The following is a 23,135-nucleotide window of genomic DNA, read 5'->3' on the forward strand; positions in this document are numbered from 1 at the left end:
ATTTGAAAAGGAATTGCTGGACCTCGCTCTTCCCACAGTAAGCAGCAAAAGCAGCGGCGCCGAAAAACATCAACAGGGACCGCCAATGCTTTTGGGCCAGCATCTTCACCTCCTCCCGAAGATGCAGGCCCAATCCAAGTCTGCAATCGGAGCGACAAGGCGATGGTCCATCTCGGACATCATCAAGACTTTGCCATTCGCCGACTCTATCCAGCCGACCAAAACGAGATCTGCGAGCACTTTCGACGGCTCGACGCCGAAGCTCGGCGCGCGCGGTTCTGGTGGACTGTCAGCGACGAGAGTCTGACGACCTACGTTCAGAGCATTCCTCATTATGACAGCATTCTCTGTGGCGCGTTTGCAAAAGGGCGTCGGAGGGGCGTCGCCGAACTCCGCGGTGACGACCAGACCGGATCTACAAAGACGGAAGCCGCCTTTTCTGTCGAACCTGATTGGCAAAACATCGGAATTGGTGATGCGCTGTTCGAGCGCATTATCGCAATCGCGCGGAAGTGGGGCATCAGTTCAATTGAATTGATGTGCCTGCGAGAGAACCGCCGCATGAGGCATCTTGCAGCAAAGCACAATGCTCGGCTGTGCATCGATCAGGGCGTTGCTAAAGCCGTTTTGCATCCAAACTGGTCATCGCCCTCCTCCCAAGCCGCAGAAATCGTTGGTGAAGTCAGGGGATTTCGCTTGTTCATTTGAGTGGGGGGAGAAGCAAACGTCCCGAAACGTTGCGTTAGCACATACTCGAAAACTCTCAAAGTCCCGCAAAGTGGACCAAGCACCGTTCTTGCCGGCTAGGCTCTCATCAAATGCCCGAAAGAGATCTAAGGTGCGACACGACCTCGTCCGAACCGTGGCCGGCTTTCAGGCAGGCAAATACCACCGGCAGATCGCCCCGCATTCTCGCGGCGTCTCGGCGCATGACGTCCAAAGATGCCCCCACATGAGGGGCAAGGTCGGTTTTATTGATGACTAGGATGTCTGACCTGGTGATTGCGGGGCCACCCTTGCGTGGGATTTCCTCGCCTGCGGCCACGTCGATCACATAGATTGTCAGGTCCGCCAACTCCGGGCTGAAGGTGGCCGATAGGTTGTCGCCACCGGATTCGATCAGGACGACCTCTACGTCGGGGTGACGCAGCCGCATCTCGGCCACGGCAGCCAGGTTGATCGACGCGTCTTCGCGAATCGCCGTATGAGGACAGCCGCCGGTTTCCACTCCAATCACGCGATCCGAAGGCAGGATTTGCATGCGCATCAGAGCTTCGGCGTCTTCTTGTGTGTAGATGTCGTTGGTGATGACGCCGATCGAGTGATCGTCTTTCAAAAGTTCGGCAAGCCTCGCGGTCAGGGTCGTCTTTCCTGCACCGACCGGGCCGCCGATACCGATGCGCAAGGGGCCGTTGAGTTGTGTCATGATTGGAAGTGCCTCGGTTCAAGAGTTTCGTGGGCCATCGCGGAGATGTCTGAGAAAAAGGCGTTGCCAAAAACGTCCGTGGTGTCCGCATTTCTCGTGTCTTCGGCGACCTGAAGGCAAAAGGGCTGCAAGTTCAGGATCACCCGTTGACCGGCCGTCTGCCCGATGGGGCTCAGGCGGATGGCCGAGGAGGTCAGGTTTGCGACAAAGGCCTGCAGATAGAGAACGGCAGTCGTATCGATATCCAGCTCTGCCAATCTAGCGGCGCGACCGACGGCAACGGGCAACAGCATGTCAGGCAGCGCCAAACCCCAGACAGCATTAACCGTCGCAACAAAGGCAGCGCCCTGCCTTTCAGCTTCGCGCAGACGCTCTTGAGCGGTGGCAAAGGATCGTGCTTTCGCGTCCATCTCCAATGGGTCGTCGGCAGCATAAGCCAGCCGCATCCAGATCGCATCAGCGCGACCTGAGCCATCACTCAGGCAATCTCTCAGCCAGTCTTCCAAACTGGTCGCGTCGGCAATCCAACCCTCGTTGATCGCTGTTTCAAGTCCGTGCGAATAGGCGAAGGCCCCCACTGGAAACGCGGGCGACAGCCATTGGGTCAGCGTCAGTAAGTGCGCATCAATGGGCGTGGGCATGGGCCGAGTGTCCGTGATCGTGCGCATGGGTGCGCCCGTGACCATAGGCGCCGCCTTCCGGAGTGAAGGGTTCGGTGACTTGGGTCACTGTGGCACCGAGGTGGCTCAGCATATGAGCGATGACGGGATCATCCTGGATCAAAAAGCGGGTCGCCTCGATCTGACAAGGTGTGTGGCGGTTGCCGATGTGCCAGGCGAGGCGGGGCAGGTCTTGCCCGGAAACGGCCAAGAGGTTTTCGGGTGCCGCCGTCACTTTGACCAGACGTCCATCGCCCAGTTCCAGCACGTCGCCATCGTTCAGGGATACGGTCTGTTCGAAGTCCGCGACAAAGGACCAGCCTTCGGTCGTTGTCAGTTTCTTTCGCCGGAAAAATCGGGCGTCGTAGGTCAACGCGCAGTCCGCTATCGCATTGTCTGATGTGCATGCGGGATGGAGCGTTTGTGCAATGGGAATATCGGTCATGTGGCCTCAATACAGAAAATACCGCTGCGCCATGGGCAGCTCGGTTGCAGGTTGGCAGGTCAGCAATTCGCCATCAGCCCGCACCTCATAGGTTTCGGGGTGCACCTCGACCTCGGGCATGGCGTCGTTCAGGACAAGATCCGCTTTGCCGATACCGCGCGTGTTCTCCACCGGCAAACTTGTCTTGGCCAATCCAAGCGCATCTCCCAGTCCTTCGGAGTGTGCCGCCTCGGAAACAAAGGTCACGGCATTGGCTTCCAGAGAGCGGCCAAAGGCCCCGAACATCGGGCGAGTATAGACCGGCTGCGGTGTCGGGATTGAAGCGTTTGGATCGCCCATCTGCGCACACACAATGCTGCCGCCCATAAGGATCATCTCAGGCTTCACACCGAAAAACGCCGGGTTCCATAGGACCAGATCGGCGCGTTTGCCTTCTTCGATCGAACCGACGTGCTTTGACAGCCCGTGTGCAATGGCCGGGTTGATCGTGTATTTCGCGATATAGCGACGGACACGGAAATTGTCGTTGTCGCCGACCTCCTCGGCCAAGGCGCCCCGCTGTTTCTTCATCTTGTCAGCGGTTTGCCAGGTGCGAATGATCACTTCGCCCACACGCCCCATGGCCTGGCTGTCTGAAGCGATGATCGAGAACGCCCCCATGTCGTGCAGGATGTCTTCGGCGGCGATGGTCTCGCGCCGGATGCGGCTTTCGGCGAAAGCCACATCCTCTGGGATGGATTTGTCCAGGTGATGGCAGACCATCAGCATGTCCAGATGTTCGTCCACTGTATTGACCGTAAAAGGTCGGGTCGGGTTGGTCGACGACGGCAGAACATGGGCCTCGCCACAGATCTTGATGATGTCAGGGGCATGGCCGCCCCCTGCGCCTTCGGTGTGGAAGGCGTGGATGGTGCGGCCCTTTATGGCGGCGATGGTGTTTTCGACAAAGCCGGATTCGTTCAGCGTGTCGGTATGGATCATCACCTGAACGTCCATGTCGTCCGCCACAGATAGGCAACAGTCGATAGCGCCGGGCGTCGTGCCCCAATCCTCATGCAGCTTCAACGCGCAGGCACCGCCCTTGACCTGTTCCTCTAAAGCGGCGGGGAGCGACGCATTCCCCTTTCCCGCAAAGGCGAGGTTCATCGGAAACGCATCCGCCGCCTGCAGCATCCGCCCAATGTGCCACGGTCCCGGTGTGCAGGTCGTGGCCAGCGTGCCATGGGCCGGGCCAGTGCCGCCGCCCAGCATTGTGGTTAGACCAGAATACAGAGCATCCTCGATCTGTTGCGGGCAGATGAAATGAATGTGGCTGTCGAACCCACCGGCCGTCAGGATCTTGCCTTCGCCAGCGATGGCTTCAGTGCCAGGGCCGACGATGATGTCGACGCCGGGTTGTGTGTCTGGGTTGCCCGCCTTGCCGATCTTGTGGATCTTGCCGTCTTTCAAACCGACGTCCGCTTTGTAGATGCCGGTTGCGTCCACGATCAGCGCGTTGGTGATAACGGTATCCACCGCACCCTCGGCGCGCGTGGTCTGAGCCTGACCCATGCCGTCACGGATCACCTTGCCGCCACCGAATTTGACTTCTTCGCCGTAGGGACCTGTCAGGTCCTTTTCCACTTCAATGATCAGGTCAGTATCGGCCAGTCGCAACTTGTCGCCGGTGGTGGGGCCGAACATGGCGGCGTAGTCAGAGCGGGGGATTTGGGTGGGCATCAGAGATCTCCCATCACAAGCTGGTTGAACCCGAAGACACGCCGTGCGCCGCCAATCTGGATCAGTTGCACCTCGCGCCGTTGACCGGGTTCAAACCGCACGGCTGTCCCGGCTGCGATATCCAGACGCATGCCGCGTGCGGCGTCGCGGTCGAAATCGAGCGCCGCGTTGGCCTCGCCGAAATGGTAGTGTGAGCCGACCTGCACCGGTCGGTCGCCCGTATTGGCGACCATTAGCGTGATCGGCTCCGCCCCTGCGTTCAGAGTGACCTCACCCTCCGCCGGAAAGAGTTCGCCGGGGATCATTGGCGTCTGCGGACACGGACCGCCTTGCGCTTGGCCAAAACAACCGCAGCGCCGATCAGCATCAAGGCGACGGGCACAACCCAATCCCCCGAATGCCCATGTGGGAGGCTTGCGGGGTGGGCCAAGGCGGGCGAGGCCAGAAACAAGGCGGGAATAGCGTAACGCATGAGAGACTCCTATCGGATGGGATTGTGGACGGTGACCAGCTTGGTGCCGTCCGGAAAGGTGGCTTCGACCTGCACTTCGTGGATCATCTCGGGGATGCCTTCCATGCAGTCATCGCGGGTGATGACCACGGCGCCTACCTCCATCATGTCGGCGACCGAGCGGCCATCGCGAGCGCCTTCGACGACCATGTCGGTGATCAGCGCGATGGCCTCGGGGTGGTTCAGCTTGACGCCACGGGCAAGGCGCTTGCGGGCCACTTCGGCAGCCATGGCGATCAGCAGTTTGTCTTTTTCGCGGGGGCTGAGTTGCATGGGTCAGAGGCTCCAGGATTTCGGCAGGGTGGTTTCGGTCAGGCGCTCCAGCACCGGCACCAGCCATTGGCGCAACAGATAGGAATCGGCGGCAAGAAGTCGGATGGTCAAAAGATCGGGCGCGACAAGGCTTGCGCCGCCGGTCTTTGGCAAAAGTTGTCGGACAATAGGCAAATGCGCCTCGGCACGCGGGCCGAAGTAAAGGGCGCTGGCAAGGGCGGTCATGCCGCCTGCGATGGCCGGACGGTCAAGACTGGCGCTGATTGATCCGGTCAGGTTGATGCGGTCCCAATAGATCGGGCGACCATCGTGGCGCAGGGTGATCCGGTCGCGAAAACTGCCCGAGATACGGGTTTCGCCCATGGCGCGGCGACCGAAGACGACGGGTTCGACCAGCACGGCCTCGGCTCCGTCGGTGACGTCCACGTCAAGGCGACGGTTGAGACAACCACCGTCAAACATGATCAACTCTTGCGGCAACCAATGCAGTACCGCGCCCTTGGCGACAGACAGGCGCGTGCTGACACACGCAGCGCCAGATGTGCTGCGATAGGCACGTTCTGCGGCTTGGGTTGTCAGGATCAGGCGGCTGTCCGGCCCGGCGCTGGCCGAAGCCTCAAACCGGTCGCCGCCTGTTAATCCGCCCGAAGTGTTCAGCACAATGGCTTCGACGGCATCCTTGCGACGCGGAAAAGCCACCTTGCTAGCGCCCGAGGTTCTGAAGCGGTCTATGCCCGTACGTCCGTCACGGCATTTGGTCGACAAGGTCATGGCACCGATGGATCTCGGGGCGGTGTTCGCCTCTCGTGATGCCAGATGTGGTTGACCCATGCGTCTGTCGCCCCCGGTACTCGACCCGCATGGTTCACCATGCACATTGGGGTGTGATCCACCGCTGCGCGCCGGGAAAAAGACCAATCCCGGAGTTCTGCCTATTTGCTGTGCGAAAGTGACCCCACTCGCCCAGAAGTTCAGCAATGATGAGATGCCGACACGGAAATGCCTGAATGACGTGTCGAACGGGTGACAGGGACTTCGTCTGTTAAGTGTGCGTTAGCCATAAGGCGGCAGAAAGCTTGATTGCTAACTTTTAGGTCGTTCATGATCGGATCATGAGCAGTTTGAAAACCTTTCTGGTCCTGCTTCTTATCCTACCGAAGCAAAGTCCGGCGGCAGATGATCCCCTGATGTCTTCATTCGCGGCATGTGCAGGACGGTTCTCGGCCGAGTTGGAACATGCCTGGCTTATGAATGATGACCGCACGGATCAGATCGCGCATCGCCGGGCGCAGTTCATCGACCTTCTGAACGCGACGGTGCCCGACGATCAACGACGTCATGCGCTTCACCTGCGTATCGACGCCAAGATGGCGCATGCGCAATTGCTGACCGCCGCCAGCTTCTCACGCGATGCGGATCGCTCCAAATGGGCGGCGCGGCGTGCCCGGGCCGAGATCGACTATTGCACAGGATTCTTGCTTGAAAGCTGAAACGCCCAAAGATTTGGCGTTTCTTTCGCACAATAAAATGGCGAACCCGCGAAAGTCTGCGCAATTTTTGACGGATTGACGCCAGGGGCCGTTTTTCAACCCCCGCCGATCTCGCAGTCGCAGCAATTTCCATGGAACGACTTCTTCCGGGATCACACAAATCCCGTTGAACGTGCGATGGTGCTGGCCTTGCAATTCCAAAACACCACCGCACTCCGCAATTAGATTGCGTGGGGGGCATATGGGGGATCACACCCTTGAAAGCAACGCTTCCCCGCGCAGTGCCTGAAGGAAAACTGCGATGAAAAAGACACTTCTTAGTTCTGCTGCCGTCCTGGCCGCTTCGATGCTGCCGGCCATGGCGCAAGACTGCCCGATCAAGGTGGGAGTGCTGCACTCCCTGTCCGGAACCATGGCGATTTCAGAAACAACGCTAAAAGACACGATGGAAATGCTGATCGAACAGCAAAACGCCAAAGGCGGCGTTCTGGGCTGCGAGCTGGAGGCCGTCGTGGTCGACCCGGCGTCGGACTGGCCGCTCTTTGCCGAAAAAGCGCGCGAGCTGATTTCGGTACACGAGGTTGACGTGATTTTCGGCAACTGGACATCCGTGTCGCGGAAATCGGTTCTACCTGTGATCGAAGAGTTGAACGGACTTCTGTTCTATCCGGTTCAATATGAAGGCGAGGAATCCTCAAAAAACGTCTTCTACACCGGCGCCGCCCCCAACCAGCAGGCAATCCCGGCGACGGATTACTTTCTGGAAGAACTTGGCGTTGAGAAATTCGCGCTTCTGGGCACCGACTATGTTTACCCCCGGACGACGAACAACATTCTGGAAAGCTATCTTCAGCAGAAGGGCATCGCCGAGGACGACATCTTCGTCAACTACACGCCCTTTGGTCATTCTGACTGGTCCAAGATCGTCTCGGATGTTGTGGCTCTTGGTGCGGACGGCAAGAAAGTCGGCGTGATTTCAACGATCAACGGCGACGCAAACGTGGGCTTCTACAAGGAACTCGCGGCTGCTGGCATCAGCGCCGACGACATTCCCGTTGTGGCCTTCTCGGTCGGCGAGGAAGAATTGTCGGGTCTCGACACCACCAACCTTGTTGGTCACCTCGCAGCCTGGAATTACTTCCAGTCAGCAGATACCGATGCCAACGCCGAATGGGTCGAGGCCTGGAAAGCCCGCATGGGCGACGAGCGTGTGACGAATGACCCGATGGAGGCGCATTACATCGGCTTCAACATGTGGGTGAATGCGGCGACCGAAGCAGGTACCACCGATGTCGATGCCGTGCGCACCGCCTTGTACGGGCAGGAATTCCCGAACCTGACTGGTGGCACCGCTGTCATGCTGCCGAACCACCACTTGGCCAAGCCGGTTCTGATCGGCGAGATCACCGAGGATGGTCAGTTCGACATCATCAGCCAGACGGAGGAAGTGCCGGGCGATGCCTGGACGGATTTCCTGCCGGAATCGGCGGTGCTGAAATCCGATTGGGCGGAACTCGATTGCGGGATGTACAACACCGAAACGTCGTCCTGCGTTCAGATCAAGTCGAACTACTAAGCATGGTGGGTTGAAAACCCACCCTACGGGTGCGGCGCATGTCGCCCCCAGAACGCCTTACGGGGGCTGAACTATCCATGTCGCTTATACGTCGGTTCAACATCGGTTTCATGTCGGTGCTTCTGTGCGCTCTTGCCTTGCCACTTTCGGCGCAGAACGCCGAGGCGCCGATCCAGCAACTTTTGCAAGAACATGGCGAAATCATCGCCAAATCATCGCGCAAGACCATCGGTCCTGCCATCGACGCGCTTGCCGCCAGTGGTCTGGCCGAGGCCCAGGTCGTGCTGGAACGCTGGCAAAACAAAGAGATGTGGCGCGACAAGGACACCGGGCTTTTCGTCTATGGCGAAGCCTCGGGCAAGGAATTGACAGCGTTCGACTTTGCCGATGGCGCGGAACTGGGCACTTTCGTTGCCCGTGACTTCAAACATTTGAAACCCAACAGCGGCATTCGCGGCATGATCGGCGCGGCCCTGGTGCAATTCCAACTATCAGGGTCCGTTGCCGAAAAGATGCAGGCCCTGAATGCGATCGAGCGTGACTCGGAGACGTCCCATCTCGCGGCCCTGACCAAAGTTCTGCCCGACGAAACGGACCAGTCTGTGCAAAGTCGCATGGAACGCCTTCAGGGACTTTTGACAATCCGCTTCGGTGCGACCGACGAGGAGAGGATTGCTGCCATCCAGCGGTTTGACGGCGATCTTGGTGTCGATGTCCGGGCCGCATTGAACCCGCTTTTGGCCGTGGAGGTCGAGGCTTCGGCACAAGCACCCGAGGGCGATGACATCGCCCGCATCCTGACCGTCGGCAGCGACGACCTGCCGCGCGAGTCCGCCTATGACCTTCTGGTTGCCGCCGATCTGGCGAAACCCCGGATCAGCCGGTACGACAAGCGGAACGCGCTTTTGGCCAACATCTCGGAGGGATCGGTCGCGGGGGTTCAGGTGGCGACCCTGAACAGCGAAGACGCACGCGACCTTGCTTATGAAGCTTTGGCCGAACAGGGCGTGGTAGACCCTGTGGCCACCGAAGCCGAGGTGGATGAAACGCTGGCAGGCTTCACGTTCTACGAACGCTACAGCGGCTCGCCTTCAGTGGCCGTTGCCGCGGCGGCGGTGCTGACGGGCATCGAAAACAAGGTGGCATTCAACCAGGCATTTGACCTTGGTCTTGACGCCCTGTCGCTCGCTTCGATCTACTTTCTTGCCGCCATCGGTCTTGCTATCACCTTTGGCGTGATGCGCGTGATCAACATGGCCCATGGCGAGTTCATCATGATGGGCGCCTACACCGGCTACGTCGTCCAGCAGATCATCCCGGATTACACGATTTCCATTATCGTCGCCTTGCCGCTGGCCTTTGCCGTCACCTTCGGCGCAGGGGTCACGATGGAACGGCTAGTGATCCGCCACCTCTACCATCGCCCGCTGGAGACGCTTCTGGCGACTTTCGGGATTTCCATTGCCCTGCAACAGATCGCCAAGAACATCTTCGGCACGCAAGCGCGGCCCCTCACCTCGCCCGGCTGGCTGGACGGATCGCTGGTGTTCAATGACATCGTGTCGATCAGCTATATCCGGATCGCGATTTTCGTTTTGGCGCTTTTGTTCATGGCGCTATTCCTTTTCGTCATGAACCGCACTCGATTGGGGCTGGAAGTGCGGGCGGTGACGCAGAACCCCCGCATGGCGGCCTCGATGGGGATCAACCCCGACAGGATCAACATGCTGACCTTCGGCTTCGGCTCGGGTATTGCCGGGATTGCGGGTGTGGCGATTGGGCTTTACGCCAAAGTGACCAGCGAGATGGGCGCGGACTATATCGTGCAAAGCTTCATGACCGTGGTCGTGGGCGGCGTTGGCAACATCTGGGGCACGCTTCTGGGCGCAACCATGGTTGGCTCGCTGCAAAAAGGGATCGAATGGCTGAACCCCTCGAACACACTGGCCGCACAGACCTATATGATCCTCTTCATCATCCTCTTCATCCAATTCCGGCCGCGCGGGATCATCGCGCTTAAAGGCCGGGCGGCGGAGGCATGAGCATGGCGGAACTGACAGCAGGCCCTGTGCGTCGCACACCTTTCGTGGTGCGTTATCCGTCGGTGCTTATCTTTCTGGCCTGTCTGGGGCTGTTCACCCTGGGCGTGACGATCCTGTCCGAAGGGTTCGGTATCGGCGTCATCTCGACCAGTTTCGTCAAGACCCTGGGCAAGACCCTGTGCCTCTGCCTCGTCGCGCTGGCGATGGATCTGGTCTGGGGCTATTGCGGTATCCTGTCCCTTGGGCACATGGCCTTCTTCGGAATGGGCGGTTACGCGATAGGCATGTGGCTGATGTACGAGCGGACGCGTCTGATCGTCGTCGAAAGCCTCGCCGCCGGAGGGCTGCCGCCAACGCCCGAAGAGGTCTCCAGCGGGATCGCTGGCCAGATCTTCGGTGTCGTCGGAGCCTCGGAATTTCCGCCGATCTGGGCCTTTGCCCATTCTCTGCCGCTGCAACTGGCCGCCGTCGTACTGGCGCCGGGGCTTCTGGCGCTGGTCTTTGGCTGGCTGGCCTTCCGCAGCCGGGTGACAGGTGTGTACCTTTCGATCCTGACGCAGGCGATGACGCTGGCGCTGTCACTGTACCTGTTCCAAAACGACAGCGGATTGCGCGGCAACAATGGTCTGTCAGGCCTTCAGAACCTGCCGGGGTTGGAGAGCACTAGTCAGGCCATCGTTTCGGTCTGGTTCCTTTGGGCCTCGGCCCTGGCCTTGGGACTTGGATACCTGCTGGCGACATGGATGGTGTCGGGCAAGTTCGGCTCGGTCCTCAGGGGCATTCGGGACGACGAAGCGCGGGTGCGCTTCCTTGGCTATCCAGTCGAGGCGTTCAAGCTGTTTGTCTTCACCGTATCGGCCGTGCTCGCTGGCATTGCAGGCGCAATCTACTACCCACAGGCGGGCATCATCAACCCGGCGGAACTGGCGCCGATTGCCTCGATCTATCTGGCGGTCTGGGTGGCCATCGGAGGGCGTGGGCGATTGTACGGAGCCGTGATCGGCGCGGCTTTCGTCTCGCTCTTGTCGACCTGGTTTACCGGCGGGCAAGCCCCTGACCTGAACATCGCCGGGTATCGCATTCAATGGGTCGATTGGTGGACCGTCCTGTTGGGGCTGTCCTTCGTGGCGGTTACGCTTTTCGCACCGAAAGGCATTGGAGGGCTGGTCGACGCCTTGGCAGCGCGTCGCAACCCCAATCGGCATGGGCGCGACCTGGGGCCGGGCCACGGTTCTTTGAGAGAAAAGGAGGCAGATGCATGAGCGCGCTTTTTGAAGTCTCGGGCGTGTCGGTCAGCTTTGACGGGTTCAAGGCGCTGAACAACCTGTCGTTCAGCATTGACAGGGCCGAATTGCGGGCGGTCATCGGCCCGAACGGCGCGGGCAAGACCACCTTCATGGATGTGGTGACCGGTAAAACCCGGCCTGACGAGGGCCATGTGCTTTGGGGCGAACCGCCCGTGTCTTTGCTGGGCAAATCGGAAAGCAAGATCGCCATGGAAGGGGTCGGGCGCAAGTTCCAGCGACCCACGGTGTTTGAGGATCAGACAGTTCAAGACAACCTGATGATGGCGCTGAAAAAGTCGCGGTCGCCGCTGGCCGTGCTGCTGTTCAAACCCGAAACACCGGACTTTGCCCGGGTCGAAGAACTGGCGGATGTCATTGGGCTGGACGCGGTTCTGTCACGGAAATCTGGCGAGTTGTCCCACGGGCAAAAGCAATGGTTGGAGATCGGGATGCTCTTGGCACAGGAACCGAAGCTGTTGCTGGTGGACGAACCTGCGGCAGGCATGACGACCGCAGAACGTCAGAAGACCACGCAAATTCTGCGGGACGCGGCGAAGACCCGCGCTGTCGTCGTAGTGGAACACGACATGGATTTCGTGCGGCGTTTGGATTGCAAAGTGACCGTGCTGCACGAAGGCTCGGTTCTGGCCGAAGGCTCGATCGATCACGTCACCAAGAACCAGCAAGTCATCGAGGTGTACCTTGGCCGATAGTTTCCTCAGCATCCGCGATCTGACGCTGCACTATGGCGGCAGCCAAATTCTGAACGGCGTGGATTTCGACGCGGCCCAGGGCGAGGTCACCTGCTTGATGGGCACCAATGGCGTAGGCAAGACGTCGCTGTTAAAGGCGCTGGCGGGCACCCATCCCCGGTCGGGGGGCGACTATGATCTGGACGGCCAAAGCATCGGAAAGCTGAAGGCCTTTGACCTTGCGCGGAAGGGCGTTGCCTATGTGCCCCAGGGGCGCGAGATCTTTCCGTTTTTGACGGTGCAGGAAAACCTTGAGACGGGATTTGCCTGCCTGCCAAGTGGCGAACGCAAGGTGAAGGACGAGATTTTTGATCTGTTCCCCATTCTGAAGAAGTTCCTGCAACGGCGGGGCGGTGACCTTTCAGGCGGCCAGCAACAGCAACTGGCGATCGCGCGCGCGCTGGTGTCGAACCCGAAAGTGCTTCTTCTGGATGAACCGACCGAAGGTATCCAGCCGAACGTCATCCAGCAGATCGGCGGCACCATCCGCATTTTGAAGGAACGCGGGAACATCGCTATCGTCCTAGTCGAACAGTATCTGTCCTTCGCCTATGATCTTGGGGATGCCTTCGTCGTGATGGAGCGCGGTGCCGTCAAACTGAGCGCGCGAAAGCCGGAACTATCACTCGAAAAGCTGACCGCAAGCACGTCTTTGTAGTACGCAATGGCAGGGTGATCTGTATACTATTCTTCCCTTCATAACCGGTTTCGCCGCTTCAAGGCCGTAAGTCTGTTCCAAACCGGCGAACGGCAAGTGCCATTCACCGACGCGGGTCAGATTTCAATCTGCTCCGCAATAGTGAGAGCATCTTCCAACTCAACGCCAAGGTAACGCACTGTACTGTCAATCTTAGTGTGACCCAGCAAAAGCTGCACTGCACGGAGATTCCCTGTCTTACGGTAAATCTCCGCTGCTTTGGTTCGGCGGAGTGAATGGGTTCCGTAACCGCTCGGTTCCAATCCAATCGCTGTCACCCAATCCCGGACAAGCCGACCAAACTGACGCGTTGAGATATGGGGTCGCTCGAGGAAACGGCTCGGAAACATGAAGCTACAGCCCATCATCTTTGGCGACTTGACCCAAGCATGAACCGTATCCCGTGTGTTTTCCGTCAGTTCGAATTGTACTGGTTTCTTGGTTTTGCTCTGGACCACTGAAACCCGTTCTCGAGCACGATCATCTTTGACCAGATCGGTCACGGCAAGCCTAACCAAATCGCATCCACGCAGCTTGCTATCAATGGCGACGTTGAACAGCGCAAGATCGCGCAGATTTCCGGCGAGTTCGAGCCGAGCACGGATCGCCCAGACCTGCTTGGGAAACAAGGGGCGTTTCTGGCCGATGATCCGCCCCTTGTTCCATGCTCTGCGCTTTGGGGTGACTGCGGGAAGTTGAGCTCTAGGCATAATGTGCCCTCCAATCCGCCCTCCGCACCCAATCATCGGCACCGCGCCAACGAGGCACTTGTACAATCGAATCGGATGCCTGCTGTCCGAAGCCCACTCTACTTGAGTTCTCGGTGCAGGCATTGAACCGCTTTGAGTTCGTTGGCGGACATAGGTTGTGATGCACCCCAGAACGGAATCAAGGCGCGTCAGCCCCACCGTGGAAGCACCGGTCCGGTGGGCCGACGCTTGCACAGATTTTCACGGATCACTGCTTCAGTCTACATCCCGTGAATCCGGGCGCACATTCTTGCTATGCAATATTTGAATGGCCGAATTCAGCGCTGCGCCGTGACACAAGAATTTGTGCGTGCCCAAAATTTTCCGTGTTGCGAGCGCACGCAGCGAAAAAATCCAAGGTACAGGTTGGGCTCTGAGCGATGGTCGCTACCCGTTGCCGGAATTCCCGCTGCCAGACAGCGAACGACGCATGCTCACTTTTGCGGCCTGAGAAACACGAATTTATACAGGTGGTTCGGACGGAAATGCGTTGTCCAGACGAAGGGACGCTATCAGACCGCGAAGGGACCCCGGGTTTCTGCGGCACCGCATGGCCGTGAAGAGCCCAGTTCGGCCAAGGCTGCAAAGTCGACGAACGGCTGCTCATGGGGTTTAAAGAGATGTTTCCAACCGTTCGCAGAAAAGCCCCTTTGGCTCCGAGGCGAACGTCAAAAGCATGCGGCCAACCACTCACAAAATGCCGCTGACGCCTGTTTTTCGCGGAGGCCCGTATTTCGTTGGATGACATAATGTGACTGACCATTCGCGATGGGGTCACCGACAATATTGATGGCGCGCCCTGCGGCGATGGCCTGTTGTGCGAACCGTTCGAACATAATCGCGCAGCCGTTCTCCGCGGCGGCCAATTCACAGGCCGCGACCGAGGTGTCAACGATGATGCGGGGAGAAATCCTGTCAATTGGCAGGCCGTTGGCGGATAAATAACGCGCCCAATGGTCGTCAAAGCCCAGAACGTGAATGGCATCAAGTTGCATCAGATCCGCGGGCCTTTGGACTTTCGTTGATGTCTGCACCCCGCAGACGGGCAGGATTCTCTCGTCCGACAGCTTGACCATGCGTGGGTTTGCGTGGGTCTGCGCGGCGAGCAAAATCTCGACATCGACGGGGTGTTTTTCCAGCACATTTTGCCACAGCGACGTTTCAAGCTTGATCACGATTTGCGGGTGTTCATCTTGAAAGGTGGACAGCTTCGGCGTCAGCCAGATGATCATCGCCGCAGAGGCGCGCACAACGATGGTCGTTTCTAGCTCCGGCCCAAAAAGCCCGCTGGTCGAAAACGCGATGTGTTCAAGCGCCTCACGCACCGAAATCAGATAGGCTTGCCCGATATCCGTAAGCTGCAGGCTTTTGGCGCGGCGGATGAACAGGTTTTGCCCCAGCTTGGTCTCCAGCGCCTTGATATGTTGGCTGACGGCGGTTTGCGTCAGGCCCAATTCATGGCTTGCGGCGGTAAAGCTCTGGTGGCGGGCCGCGGCCTCAAACGTGCGCAGCCAATTCAGATTGAGATTCTGTTTCACCCGTGTGGCATAAGATATTTATGTGCTTGAGGGCAATTCGTTTCGTTTATCTTCTGCCAACTGCTCGTCTATCAATGGGTAACGGGCCCGCGTCTGCCCGATTTCCAAAGGAGAGTGCGATGTCAAAGACCGTTTTTGGTACCCATGCTGACATGGCCCTGAACCTCGTCGATCTTGCGCGTTATCCAATTGCTGATCTGGATAAGGGCGCGGGTGCGGCGTTCCTGAAGGACTGTCAGGACCACATGGAGGCGTACGGCTGGTGCAATCTGGATGGCTTCATTCGCGCGGACGCATTGGCCGCCCTTGAGGATGAATCCAGCAGCCTTTTGCCCGGTGCCGAGGTGCTGACAATCAAACGCAACATCTATCAAGGTGCGATTGATCCGTCCTTGCCCGAAGATGATCCGCGACGTCGCGAATACACCCATGTGGCTACTCAGCTTGCCGATGACCAGATACCGGCAGATACGTTGATCCAGCAGTTATATAAGTCGGATGTCCTGACGGACTTCGTTCGCCGTGTGCAGAAAAAGACCGTGTTGCATCGTTGTGCAGATGAGTTTCAGGCACTGAATGTTGTCGCACTTTACCCCGGCAGTTGGCATGCATGGCATTATGATACAACCGAATGTACCGTGACGTTGCTTTTGAAAGCAGCTGAAAGCGGTGGCGATTTTGCATTCTTGCCAAATTCGCGCACAGATGAGGCCGAAGACCGTGACGCCGTGGACCGGTTATTGGCGGGGGATATGTCCCATGCGCATAAATTCGATCGTGGGGCCGGGACGTTTACACTGTTCCGTGGCGGATATTCCTTGCACGGTGTGACCGAAGTGTTCGGCGCGCATCCCAGAATGACGGCAATTATGACCTATGATGAACAAAAAGGTCGTGTCATCAGCGACGACATCAACGTACGCATCTATGGCACACGCGTTGAAAAAATCCTTGAGGATCGTAGGGCCGCACTGGCGCAGGCTAAAGGAATATCACAATGAAAACTGCTCTCCTCGTTATTGATGTGCAAATGGCGCTCGCCCATGACGATGCTGCTGGGGCCGCGCGGTCTTGCCCTGAAGCGTCTGACAATATTGGACGTTTGCTGTCGCAATTCCGCGCATCTGGTGACAAGATCATCCACATCCACCACCACGGCACAGATGCGGATGATCCGTTTCACCCAGATGCACCGGGTTCTGCCGTTCAACCGTTTGCCGCACCTCAGAACGGCGAACAAGTGATCGTCAAACACGCCTCTAGTGCATTTGGTGGCACCACGCTTTTAGCTGATTTGCAGGGCGCGGGCATTGAACGGGTCGTCATCTGCGGTGCGACCGCCAATCATTGTGCTGAATCCGCCGCACGCTCGGCCAGCAGCCTTGGGTTTGATATGATCTATGCCTCTGATGCGGTCTGGGCCTATGACGCAACCGGTCCAGACGGGGTTGCCCATACCGCCGCGCAAATCCACTCGGTGACCCTTGCAAACCTTCACGGCGAATTTGGTGCGGTCCAATCGACCGACGAAATCCTCGCCGCTTGATTTCAGGAGACGCACACATGCGCATTGGTTTTATCGGGCTTGGCACGATGGGTGGGGCGGCGGCCCTGAACCTGATCAAGGGCGGGCATCAGCTGGCCGTTTGTGATCTGGACGCTAAGCGCGCCGAACGGCATCTGGCGCTTGGGGCGACGTGGGCTGATACGCCCGCCATGGCCGCCAAAGATGCCAATATCGTCTTTACTATGGTGTTTGGTCCCAAGCAGATCGAACAGGTGGTTCGGGGTCAAAACGGTCTACTGTCGGCGATGGGGGCGGGGCAGGTTTGGGTTGATATGACAACCAACCAACCGACCCTGGCACGAGCACTTGGAAGCGCATTGGCAGCCAAGGGCGTCCAGCCGGTCGACGCCCCGGTATCAGGCGCGGTTGATGGCGCACGTGCAGGCAATATGCCGCAATTTGCCGGCGGCGACGAGGACACGATCGAGCGTATCCGCCCCGTGATGGAGCTGATGGGGCCGATGCACTACATGGGCCAAAGCGGCAACGGGTCAATCACCAAACTTGCCAGCAACCAACTTTGGGCGATCCACGCCACCGCGATGGGAGAGGCATTGGTCATGGCCGTAAAATCCGGCGTTGAATTGCCCCGAGCATGGGAAGCTCTGAAAATTGGGGCCAGCGATAGCTGGTGTATGCACCATGATGCGCCGTCGGTCTTTGCAGGGCACTACGATCCATCTTTCACGCTAGACCTGTGCCAAAAAGACTTGGGGCTCATTGTCGAGGCCTGCGATGACGCAGGAACACCGGCCCCCGCGACACGTCTGGTCTGCGCGCAATTTGAAAAAGCGCGAAAAACCTACGGCGGCGACAAGGGCGAACTGCACGTAATCAAGCTGGAAGAAGATGCCGCCGGTGTGTCACTGCGTACGGATGGTGACTGGGTGCCCCATTGGGAGAAATAGCGATCCAGGCCACTTTGGTATGCCCCAACCGAAGTCAGTTGCTGACTTTGGCACCGTTTCAGCAAAAGTCGGCATTGTCCGCGACCTGTAAATTCCCACCTTAAAGAATGCTGCGCGGTGCGCGAACGGCCAGAATGGCCGCCGCACCGCAACATGAGAAGTTGCGCGGGTGCCGAAAAATCCTAGCTGCGAGCGCACGCAGAAAAAAATAGCAACGACTGGTGGGGGCTCAAACCAGTCATCTGACGGTTTCAGTAGGTCATCGGTTCGGTTCAGACAGTATGAAGGCCTGCTATGCAGGACAATGCCGACATTGGATTTTCCTGCTTTGCTGATGCAGCATTCTCTCGCACGTGCGGCACCACCATTGATACGATGCAGCGCATGTCGCCGAACCAGTCGTTCGCGGTCGTTGATTTGCAGCAAACCGAAAACATTTCGACAAGTTTTCAATTGGCGACTTGAAATAACAACTCGTATCCCACAAGCATTCAGCAAATCATTTTCGCTTTCGTTGAACGCCTAACGACGGACGTTATTTGGCTTAAGTGAAATAGTTTAAAAGGATAATAATGCACGCAGTCGTTTTGTTTTTTTCGCTTGTCCTCTTGGTGTTTGCTGGAGCTGCTCAAGCTCAGAGCGTTATCACTCTTTCTGAGAAAGGCGGATTACACGCAGCTTACGTAGTTCCGGTAGACGACCTCGACCGTGTGGACGTGCAGCTAATTGTTCTCTCGGGGGCGTATGACGATCCGGAACCATCCGGTACGGCGCATCTGACTGAACATCTGGCCGCGTTTTCAGCGGATGCTACCATTCTGAGAAAGCCCCGAGAGCGTGATATCCATGCGACAACGCACAACGTATCTACTGTCTACACTAATTCTGGCGTTCCTTCCGACATAGAAATGCTGTTGCGGCTGTCTCGGGCGGTTCTTGACACCCCAACACTGCCGAAAGGATTTGCGGAAAGCGAAATTGATATCGTTCAGCGTGAAACACTGCTACGCGAAAGACAGTCTCCGCTTCGCTGGCTCCGAAGAATTGCGCTTCAAAACCTCTATGGCACTCTGCGTGGTCGGGCAAATAACACCATTGAAGATCTTCCCAAATTGAACCTTGAGAAGGCCTATCAGTTTCACGAAACACACTATGTGCCATCCAATGTGACGTTAATCGTGTCGGGGAAAATTGACCCTGATAAAGCCGAAGAACTCGTTGCACGTATATTTGGGGACACAGAACCTTCTGAGGTTCCTCAGAAGCCCTGGTTAGACCACAAACCGGATCCCGAGCTCAAGTTTATTGAGCGCATTAGGTCGGACAAGCTGGCGCATGACACAGTCCAGTTTGCGAAATTCGTGGACTTCGAAGATCGGTCAACCAGCATCGAGATGCAGGGGGCATTTTTCATCGCCAGCGATATTTTGAACGAAAGGCTATACAAGGCCCTGTACTATCAAGACGAGCGCGTTTTCAGCGTCGATGCAGACTGGTATTTTGCCAAGAATGCTGATCTGGAACTTACCATAGATTTGCACCTGATGCCCGGCTTCAGCTTGGACCCGGCGCACAGCCATCTGACAGAAACTCTGGCGAATTTGTTGAACGAACCAATCACCAGGGACGAAATCAATCAAGCGCGCCAGACGCAGGTCGTTGGAGCCCGGAATGCCGCGCGCCGACCCGTAGAGTTTCTATCATTTCTGAAGAATGTGGCTTCTGATGGCTTCCCACCTGTCACACCGTCAGTATTTGTCGAGATCTTGAACGATACGACAGATCAGGACGTTATTGATTTTGCCGAAAAGGTCATCAAGCCATCAGCCACATCAGTCGTGTTGGCCGAAAAAGCAGAGTAACATGCAAGCATTCAAAAGCCGGTTCACTTCCTCTCTCTTAATGGTTCTCAGCCTGCTGTCAGCGCAGCAGGTCCGAGCAGAGCTGATCGCAACGACTGGCGATGCGAATATTGTTTATCTGATGCCACTAGAAAACGGCATCTCAGAACTCACCTTGGTTTGGCCAATTGATCGGCCAACAACAGAACGGGTGGCCGCGTTGCGCGCTGGTCTCGCAAGTATCGTGTCAGGAGGAACATCAAGCCGTTCCTCCCACAAAATTGCTAAATACAAGCAGTTGAAGGGGATCAGGTATTACGTCGAAACAAGTCGCCATAGTCTGATGCTCACTGTTTCGGCGCCAAATGAAGTCTTTCCAGAGACCATCGTCCACCTCGAAAATCTATTGCTTGAGCCGGAATACTCCGACGGCTGGTATGCAAGAGAGCTGCAGTATTCCAGCCCAATCAAGTCTACCAGGACCAGAATGCCAGAACATGTTCTGGATGAAGTGGCGGATTTCCTAGAGTACGAACCTGACGAAGCAGAAACCGAGGTTTGGGATGGCCAATTTCGTTTCGGTCAACCCATTCAGGCAATCCTAAGATCTGGAGATGAAGAAGTAGAACGCCGCACCATTCGACTGGTTAACAAGCTTCCCCGCCCGAAGGGAAAGTGGGAACTGCCTTTTGCAAAATGGGCTGAAGCGTTGATTGGCACGGATGTGGATGACTTCACCCTTCCAGCGGGTGTCATTCACTTTGCCGATCCCGACTCTTCCGAGATGCTGATCCTTTTTGTCAAAGCAGAGGAGTTTGCGGACGAGGCTGACCAAGTTGGAACAAATGTCTTGGTGGATTACATTGGCGCAAACCAAGGGTCTGAGATGTTTCGGATAATCCGCCAGGAAATGCGTGCGGCTTACGATCCACGTTCAGATTTCGTTGTCATGGGGAAGAGAAAGGCGATTATCTCACTGAGCGCAACAGTTGAGGCGGTAAGATGGCCAGAGATCTATGAGAAAATAAAGGAAATCTATCAGAGTGTCCGCAGCGGGAAGATTGAACAAGAAGGTTTAGAGATTCAGTTCGGTCAGTTGGACCGGGCTTACTATCGCGATTTTTTCACTGAGCCTGTCTGGGGAACGCGGCAATACCTGCACGAGTACCCCGAGGGCGCTGACGGGACTATCGAAATTCCACTTTTTGGCGTGTTCCAAACACTGTCATTGGAGGAGACGGCAGCAATCTCACATGAGCTTTTGCCGCCTTTGGAGGATTTCCTTCTTATTCTGATCGGAGGAGGAAACTCTCCTCTGGACCCCTTGCAATCAAAAGGTTTCTGCTCGATGCCGAAAAGCACCCCATTGAGGTTTTGCCTTGATGTGCTTTCGAATGCTGAAAACCTATAGGTCAAATGCAATTTTAGTTGGCCTTTAAAAGGAAGCACTAGCCCCTGCAAAGCTCAATTGCCGCGCAAAGCAGTCATAAGTGTTTAGTGCTGTATTGTGCAAATTGGGCGCAGAGCCAGGTTTCGCCGCTTGCGGCGCCAAAGTTCGCTCCTGCCATGCGAACGACAGTACATCGACCGTGACAGTGGAAGATAAGAGGCTTGACCTATTCTGCCGATGGCTGGTTCCGTTCCATCTGCGCCAAGTTGCCTACTGCATTGGCAATCGGCCGCAGCGAGCCCATAGCGTGAATACGATTTTCACGCTGCGCGTGCTCGCAACGCCAATTTCACTCCGTCGTCTTTGTGTCCCATGCTGGGCATCCAGCATTCGACTTGGAGCACCTGCCACAAAACGACTCAGCGGATCACGTGGACAGAACAATTGGCGTGGTGAACGACCCGGTTCGCAGTCGACCCAATAAACATGTTCTCGATCCCCGGCTTGTGTGAGGCCAGCACGATGCAATCGATGCCATTTTCATTTGCGAAATCAACGATCGCTCGGCCAGCGCTCCCCGAGATAAGCCGCGGTTTCGCCCCCGGTAGCTCTGCAGCGTTCCGATGTAAGCCTTCCTGAAGCTCTTTTCGCGTGTTGGCCAGAACTTCCTCGGGTATCTGGGATGCCACATATGCAGGGACCGGCTCCTGCACATGGAGCACTGTGAATTCCGCATCGGCACTCGCTAGCAAACGAGCAGCTTCAAATGAGGCCTGTGTATCGTGATCGTTGTCCAGCGCGACTGGAATCAGAATGTTCTTATACATGTTATTGACCTTCGATTGCTCCAGCTACGATCATTCCGGCCTCCGCGGTGATACGGCACTCTAAACCGGTTCGGATTTCGAAGACTTACCCGCTTTCTTTGCTGTGCTTGCAACATCACCTATTGTTTTTTCCACAGCTTCGTCTTCGGTTTCCGCTGCAAATGCTGCACATCGGGCAACTGTTTCGAACCATTCCTGAGCGTCAGCCACGAGGCGTTCGGCTGAATGCTTCTGCCACTCTGCTATGGAATGCAGTGCTTTCGCCGGATCAGTCGGGTCTGCAGCAGACGCCGAGCGCGCAGCTTCTAACGCGGTTCGAACAGCCTCGTGACGCCTCTCAAACCAATGTTGAGCAAAGGCCTCTGCCTCTTTCAGTGATTTCTCCTGCGTGTCCCAGAATTGCTCAAGCTGAGCGCCTAAAAACGGATTGGCCGTAGTAGTCGGCTGCATCTGCTTGAAAACATCAACAAGTGGGTTGGAGTAACTTGATTTTGGCTTCTCTTCAGGCATCGGAGATTCCTCCTCATCTTCCCAATGCTGAATCTTACCATATCCAGTAGAAAATAACCTTAATGTAGATCAACCGGCGTCAACAAACGTGGGCAGTGGTGATCTACAATCTAATGGCAGCATTTGTACCAACCTACTCGATTTGAATAGACTCCAGATAATAGATCACATTTGCCAACGGCACACCTGCGAACATCGGCTGGCCGTCAGGCATGGTCAGCGCAACTTTTTGGTCCGAATCCAAAGCTGGTCCAAAAATGGGCATTTCTCCGCCATGCGCGAGCAATGGTGCGCGACCATCAATTTGACGCGCCGTCTCCTCAATCGGAAAAACGCCGTCGTTTTGGGCCGCAAGCCTGGTCAAATCAGGCGTCCTTATTGCCAGCATCTCCGCCATTGGACCATCTCCAGTGGCCTCGAAACCATGGCATTGCCAGCAATAGGTTCTGTAGAGATTGTTTCCGTTTTGAAGGTCAATATCCTGCGCCAGTGCAGCACTTGCAGCAAATATTGACAAAAGAAGTCCGCGATAAACTGGCATCTGTTCCTCCTCGAACGTCAGCATTTCGCGTTTAGACTACGCGGTAATGAATGAACGCTTCATTGATCTCGCTCATATTCAGCCTTTGAGTACCAGCTGGGAAAGACTGCGACGAAAGTAAATACACTGCAGTCGGTTCCGCTTGGCTGGTCGGTTCTTGGCGACCAATGACATAGATCAATTCAAAAAGTTACATTACATAGTAAAGCATGAATGTTTCAGCGGGATTGCCGTTCATCGCCTGCATCCAAATCAAACATGGTGATAAGCGGAATTGCAAAAGCGTGGAAATTCCACCGCAGGGGCTCGGAATGAATGGTGGCGAGCCCCTCGTTAGTGACTGGTGTACTTAACCGCGCTGTAGCTCGGTACACAGGCGTTTGTTCAT

Annotated in this window: 26 protein-coding genes; 13 read left to right on the plus strand and 13 right to left on the minus strand. The window is 56.8% G+C overall.

Annotated elements, in window-relative coordinates; translation table 11 throughout:
• The first annotated feature begins 162 nt into the window (after positions 1-162).
• Positions 163-708, plus strand: a complete 546-nt coding sequence (locus tag AC2FLG_RS07330; RefSeq protein WP_496705651.1) for a GNAT family N-acetyltransferase — start codon at positions 163-165, stop codon at positions 706-708.
• 106 nt (positions 709-814) lie between these two features.
• Here AC2FLG_RS07330 and ureG read toward each other — a convergent pair whose 3' ends face one another.
• Genes ureG through AC2FLG_RS07370 form a run of 8 tightly spaced genes read right to left on the minus strand, consistent with a single transcriptional unit; the run spans position 815 to position 5,864 of the window.
• Positions 815-1,426, minus strand: coding sequence for an urease accessory protein UreG (ureG, locus tag AC2FLG_RS07335; RefSeq protein WP_142639053.1), 612 nt, complete (start codon positions 1,424-1,426; stop codon positions 815-817).
• Complete coding sequence (locus tag AC2FLG_RS07340; protein ID WP_496705653.1) at positions 1,423-2,067, minus strand: urease accessory protein UreF; 645 nt, start codon at positions 2,065-2,067, stop codon at positions 1,423-1,425. Before AC2FLG_RS07340 ends, ureG begins: the two co-directional genes overlap by 4 nt.
• On the minus strand, positions 2,051-2,530 hold the full coding sequence (locus AC2FLG_RS07345; RefSeq protein WP_496705655.1) for an urease accessory protein UreE: 480 nt from the start codon (positions 2,528-2,530) through the stop codon (positions 2,051-2,053). The genes AC2FLG_RS07340 and AC2FLG_RS07345 overlap by 17 nt, the downstream gene beginning before the upstream one ends.
• Positions 2,531-2,536: 6 nt before the next feature.
• Positions 2,537-4,249 carry an urease subunit alpha gene (gene ureC, locus AC2FLG_RS07350; protein ID WP_496705657.1) on the minus strand — a complete coding sequence of 571 codons (1,713 nt, stop codon included), beginning with the start codon at positions 4,247-4,249 and terminating at the stop codon, positions 2,537-2,539.
• Positions 4,249-4,554, minus strand: a complete 306-nt coding sequence (locus AC2FLG_RS07355; protein ID WP_142639060.1) for an urease subunit beta — start codon at positions 4,552-4,554, stop codon at positions 4,249-4,251. The genes ureC and AC2FLG_RS07355 overlap by 1 nt, the downstream gene beginning before the upstream one ends.
• Entirely contained in the window at positions 4,551-4,721 is a 171-nt protein-coding gene (locus AC2FLG_RS07360) for a hypothetical protein (protein ID WP_496705659.1), read from the minus strand. The genes AC2FLG_RS07355 and AC2FLG_RS07360 overlap by 4 nt, the downstream gene beginning before the upstream one ends.
• Before the next feature lie 9 nt (positions 4,722-4,730).
• Positions 4,731-5,033 (minus strand): urease subunit gamma, encoded by a 303-nt coding sequence (locus tag AC2FLG_RS07365; protein ID WP_496702400.1) that lies wholly within the window; start codon positions 5,031-5,033, stop codon positions 4,731-4,733.
• A 3-nt stretch (positions 5,034-5,036) separates the two neighbouring features.
• A complete protein-coding gene (locus tag AC2FLG_RS07370) occupies positions 5,037-5,864 on the minus strand; it encodes an urease accessory protein UreD (RefSeq protein ID WP_496705661.1) in 828 nt (275 codons plus the stop codon).
• Between the two features lie 281 nt (positions 5,865-6,145).
• On the opposite strand from AC2FLG_RS07370, the gene AC2FLG_RS07375 reads away from it, so the two are divergent.
• The 6 genes from AC2FLG_RS07375 (at position 6,146) to urtE (ending at position 12,837) form a co-directional block, all read left to right on the plus strand.
• Positions 6,146-6,523, plus strand: coding sequence for a hypothetical protein (locus tag AC2FLG_RS07375; protein ID WP_496705663.1), 378 nt, complete (start codon positions 6,146-6,148; stop codon positions 6,521-6,523).
• A gap of 301 nt (positions 6,524-6,824) precedes the next feature.
• On the plus strand, positions 6,825-8,099 hold the full coding sequence (gene urtA / locus AC2FLG_RS07380; protein ID WP_496705665.1) for an urea ABC transporter substrate-binding protein: 1,275 nt from the start codon (positions 6,825-6,827) through the stop codon (positions 8,097-8,099).
• Positions 8,100-8,176: 77 nt separating this feature from the next.
• Positions 8,177-10,141 (plus strand): urea ABC transporter permease subunit UrtB, encoded by a 1,965-nt coding sequence (gene urtB, locus AC2FLG_RS07385; protein WP_496705667.1) that lies wholly within the window; start codon positions 8,177-8,179, stop codon positions 10,139-10,141.
• A gap of 2 nt (positions 10,142-10,143) precedes the next feature.
• Positions 10,144-11,403: an urea ABC transporter permease subunit UrtC gene (gene urtC, locus AC2FLG_RS07390; protein ID WP_496705668.1), complete on the plus strand. Its 1,260-nt coding sequence runs from the start codon at positions 10,144-10,146 to the stop codon at positions 11,401-11,403.
• A complete protein-coding gene (gene urtD / locus AC2FLG_RS07395; protein ID WP_496692004.1) occupies positions 11,400-12,140 on the plus strand; it encodes an urea ABC transporter ATP-binding protein UrtD in 741 nt (246 codons plus the stop codon). The genes urtC and urtD overlap by 4 nt, the downstream gene beginning before the upstream one ends.
• Entirely contained in the window at positions 12,130-12,837 is a 708-nt protein-coding gene (urtE, locus tag AC2FLG_RS07400) for an urea ABC transporter ATP-binding subunit UrtE (RefSeq protein WP_142639074.1), read from the plus strand. The genes urtD and urtE overlap by 11 nt, the downstream gene beginning before the upstream one ends.
• Positions 12,838-12,953: 116 nt before the next feature.
• Here urtE and AC2FLG_RS07405 read toward each other — a convergent pair whose 3' ends face one another.
• Both AC2FLG_RS07405 and AC2FLG_RS07410 read right to left on the minus strand, forming a co-directional pair.
• Positions 12,954-13,586 carry a tyrosine-type recombinase/integrase gene (locus tag AC2FLG_RS07405; RefSeq protein ID WP_496702408.1) on the minus strand — a complete coding sequence of 211 codons (633 nt, stop codon included), beginning with the start codon at positions 13,584-13,586 and terminating at the stop codon, positions 12,954-12,956.
• A 707-nt stretch (positions 13,587-14,293) separates the two neighbouring features.
• On the minus strand, positions 14,294-15,163 hold the full coding sequence (locus AC2FLG_RS07410) for a LysR family transcriptional regulator (protein WP_496705670.1): 870 nt from the start codon (positions 15,161-15,163) through the stop codon (positions 14,294-14,296).
• Positions 15,164-15,282: 119 nt separating this feature from the next.
• On the opposite strand from AC2FLG_RS07410, the gene AC2FLG_RS07415 reads away from it, so the two are divergent.
• The 6 genes from AC2FLG_RS07415 (at position 15,283) to AC2FLG_RS07440 (ending at position 20,890) form a co-directional block, all read left to right on the plus strand.
• Positions 15,283-16,164 (plus strand): HalD/BesD family halogenase, encoded by an 882-nt coding sequence (locus AC2FLG_RS07415; protein ID WP_496705672.1) that lies wholly within the window; start codon positions 15,283-15,285, stop codon positions 16,162-16,164.
• Positions 16,161-16,709 (plus strand): isochorismatase family protein, encoded by a 549-nt coding sequence (locus AC2FLG_RS07420; RefSeq protein WP_496691999.1) that lies wholly within the window; start codon positions 16,161-16,163, stop codon positions 16,707-16,709. The genes AC2FLG_RS07415 and AC2FLG_RS07420 overlap by 4 nt, the downstream gene beginning before the upstream one ends.
• A 17-nt stretch (positions 16,710-16,726) precedes the next feature.
• The gene (locus tag AC2FLG_RS07425) at positions 16,727-17,638 is read left to right on the plus strand and encodes an NAD(P)-dependent oxidoreductase (protein WP_496705674.1); all 912 of its coding nucleotides are present in this window, start codon (positions 16,727-16,729) and stop codon (positions 17,636-17,638) included.
• Positions 17,639-17,932: 294 nt separating this feature from the next.
• Complete coding sequence (locus AC2FLG_RS07430) at positions 17,933-18,103, plus strand: hypothetical protein (RefSeq protein WP_496691997.1); 171 nt, start codon at positions 17,933-17,935, stop codon at positions 18,101-18,103.
• Between the two features lie 107 nt (positions 18,104-18,210).
• Positions 18,211-19,500: a M16 family metallopeptidase gene (locus AC2FLG_RS07435; RefSeq protein WP_496705675.1), complete on the plus strand. Its 1,290-nt coding sequence runs from the start codon at positions 18,211-18,213 to the stop codon at positions 19,498-19,500.
• Position 19,501: 1 nt separating this feature from the next.
• Positions 19,502-20,890: a peptidase M16 family protein gene (locus tag AC2FLG_RS07440; protein ID WP_496705677.1), complete on the plus strand. Its 1,389-nt coding sequence runs from the start codon at positions 19,502-19,504 to the stop codon at positions 20,888-20,890.
• 398 nt (positions 20,891-21,288) lie between these two features.
• Here AC2FLG_RS07440 and AC2FLG_RS07445 read toward each other — a convergent pair whose 3' ends face one another.
• The 3 genes from AC2FLG_RS07445 to AC2FLG_RS07455 form a co-directional block, all read right to left on the minus strand.
• Positions 21,289-21,696 (minus strand): universal stress protein, encoded by a 408-nt coding sequence (locus tag AC2FLG_RS07445; protein WP_496701402.1) that lies wholly within the window; start codon positions 21,694-21,696, stop codon positions 21,289-21,291.
• A 60-nt stretch (positions 21,697-21,756) separates the two neighbouring features.
• Positions 21,757-22,206, minus strand: a complete 450-nt coding sequence (locus AC2FLG_RS07450) for a phasin family protein (protein WP_496705679.1) — start codon at positions 22,204-22,206, stop codon at positions 21,757-21,759.
• A gap of 133 nt (positions 22,207-22,339) precedes the next feature.
• Positions 22,340-22,747, minus strand: coding sequence for a c-type cytochrome (locus AC2FLG_RS07455; protein ID WP_496705681.1), 408 nt, complete (start codon positions 22,745-22,747; stop codon positions 22,340-22,342).
• Between the last annotated feature and the right edge of the window lie 388 nt (positions 22,748-23,135).

It is taken from the genome of Ruegeria sp. CDSA193 (genome assembly GCF_059611885.1).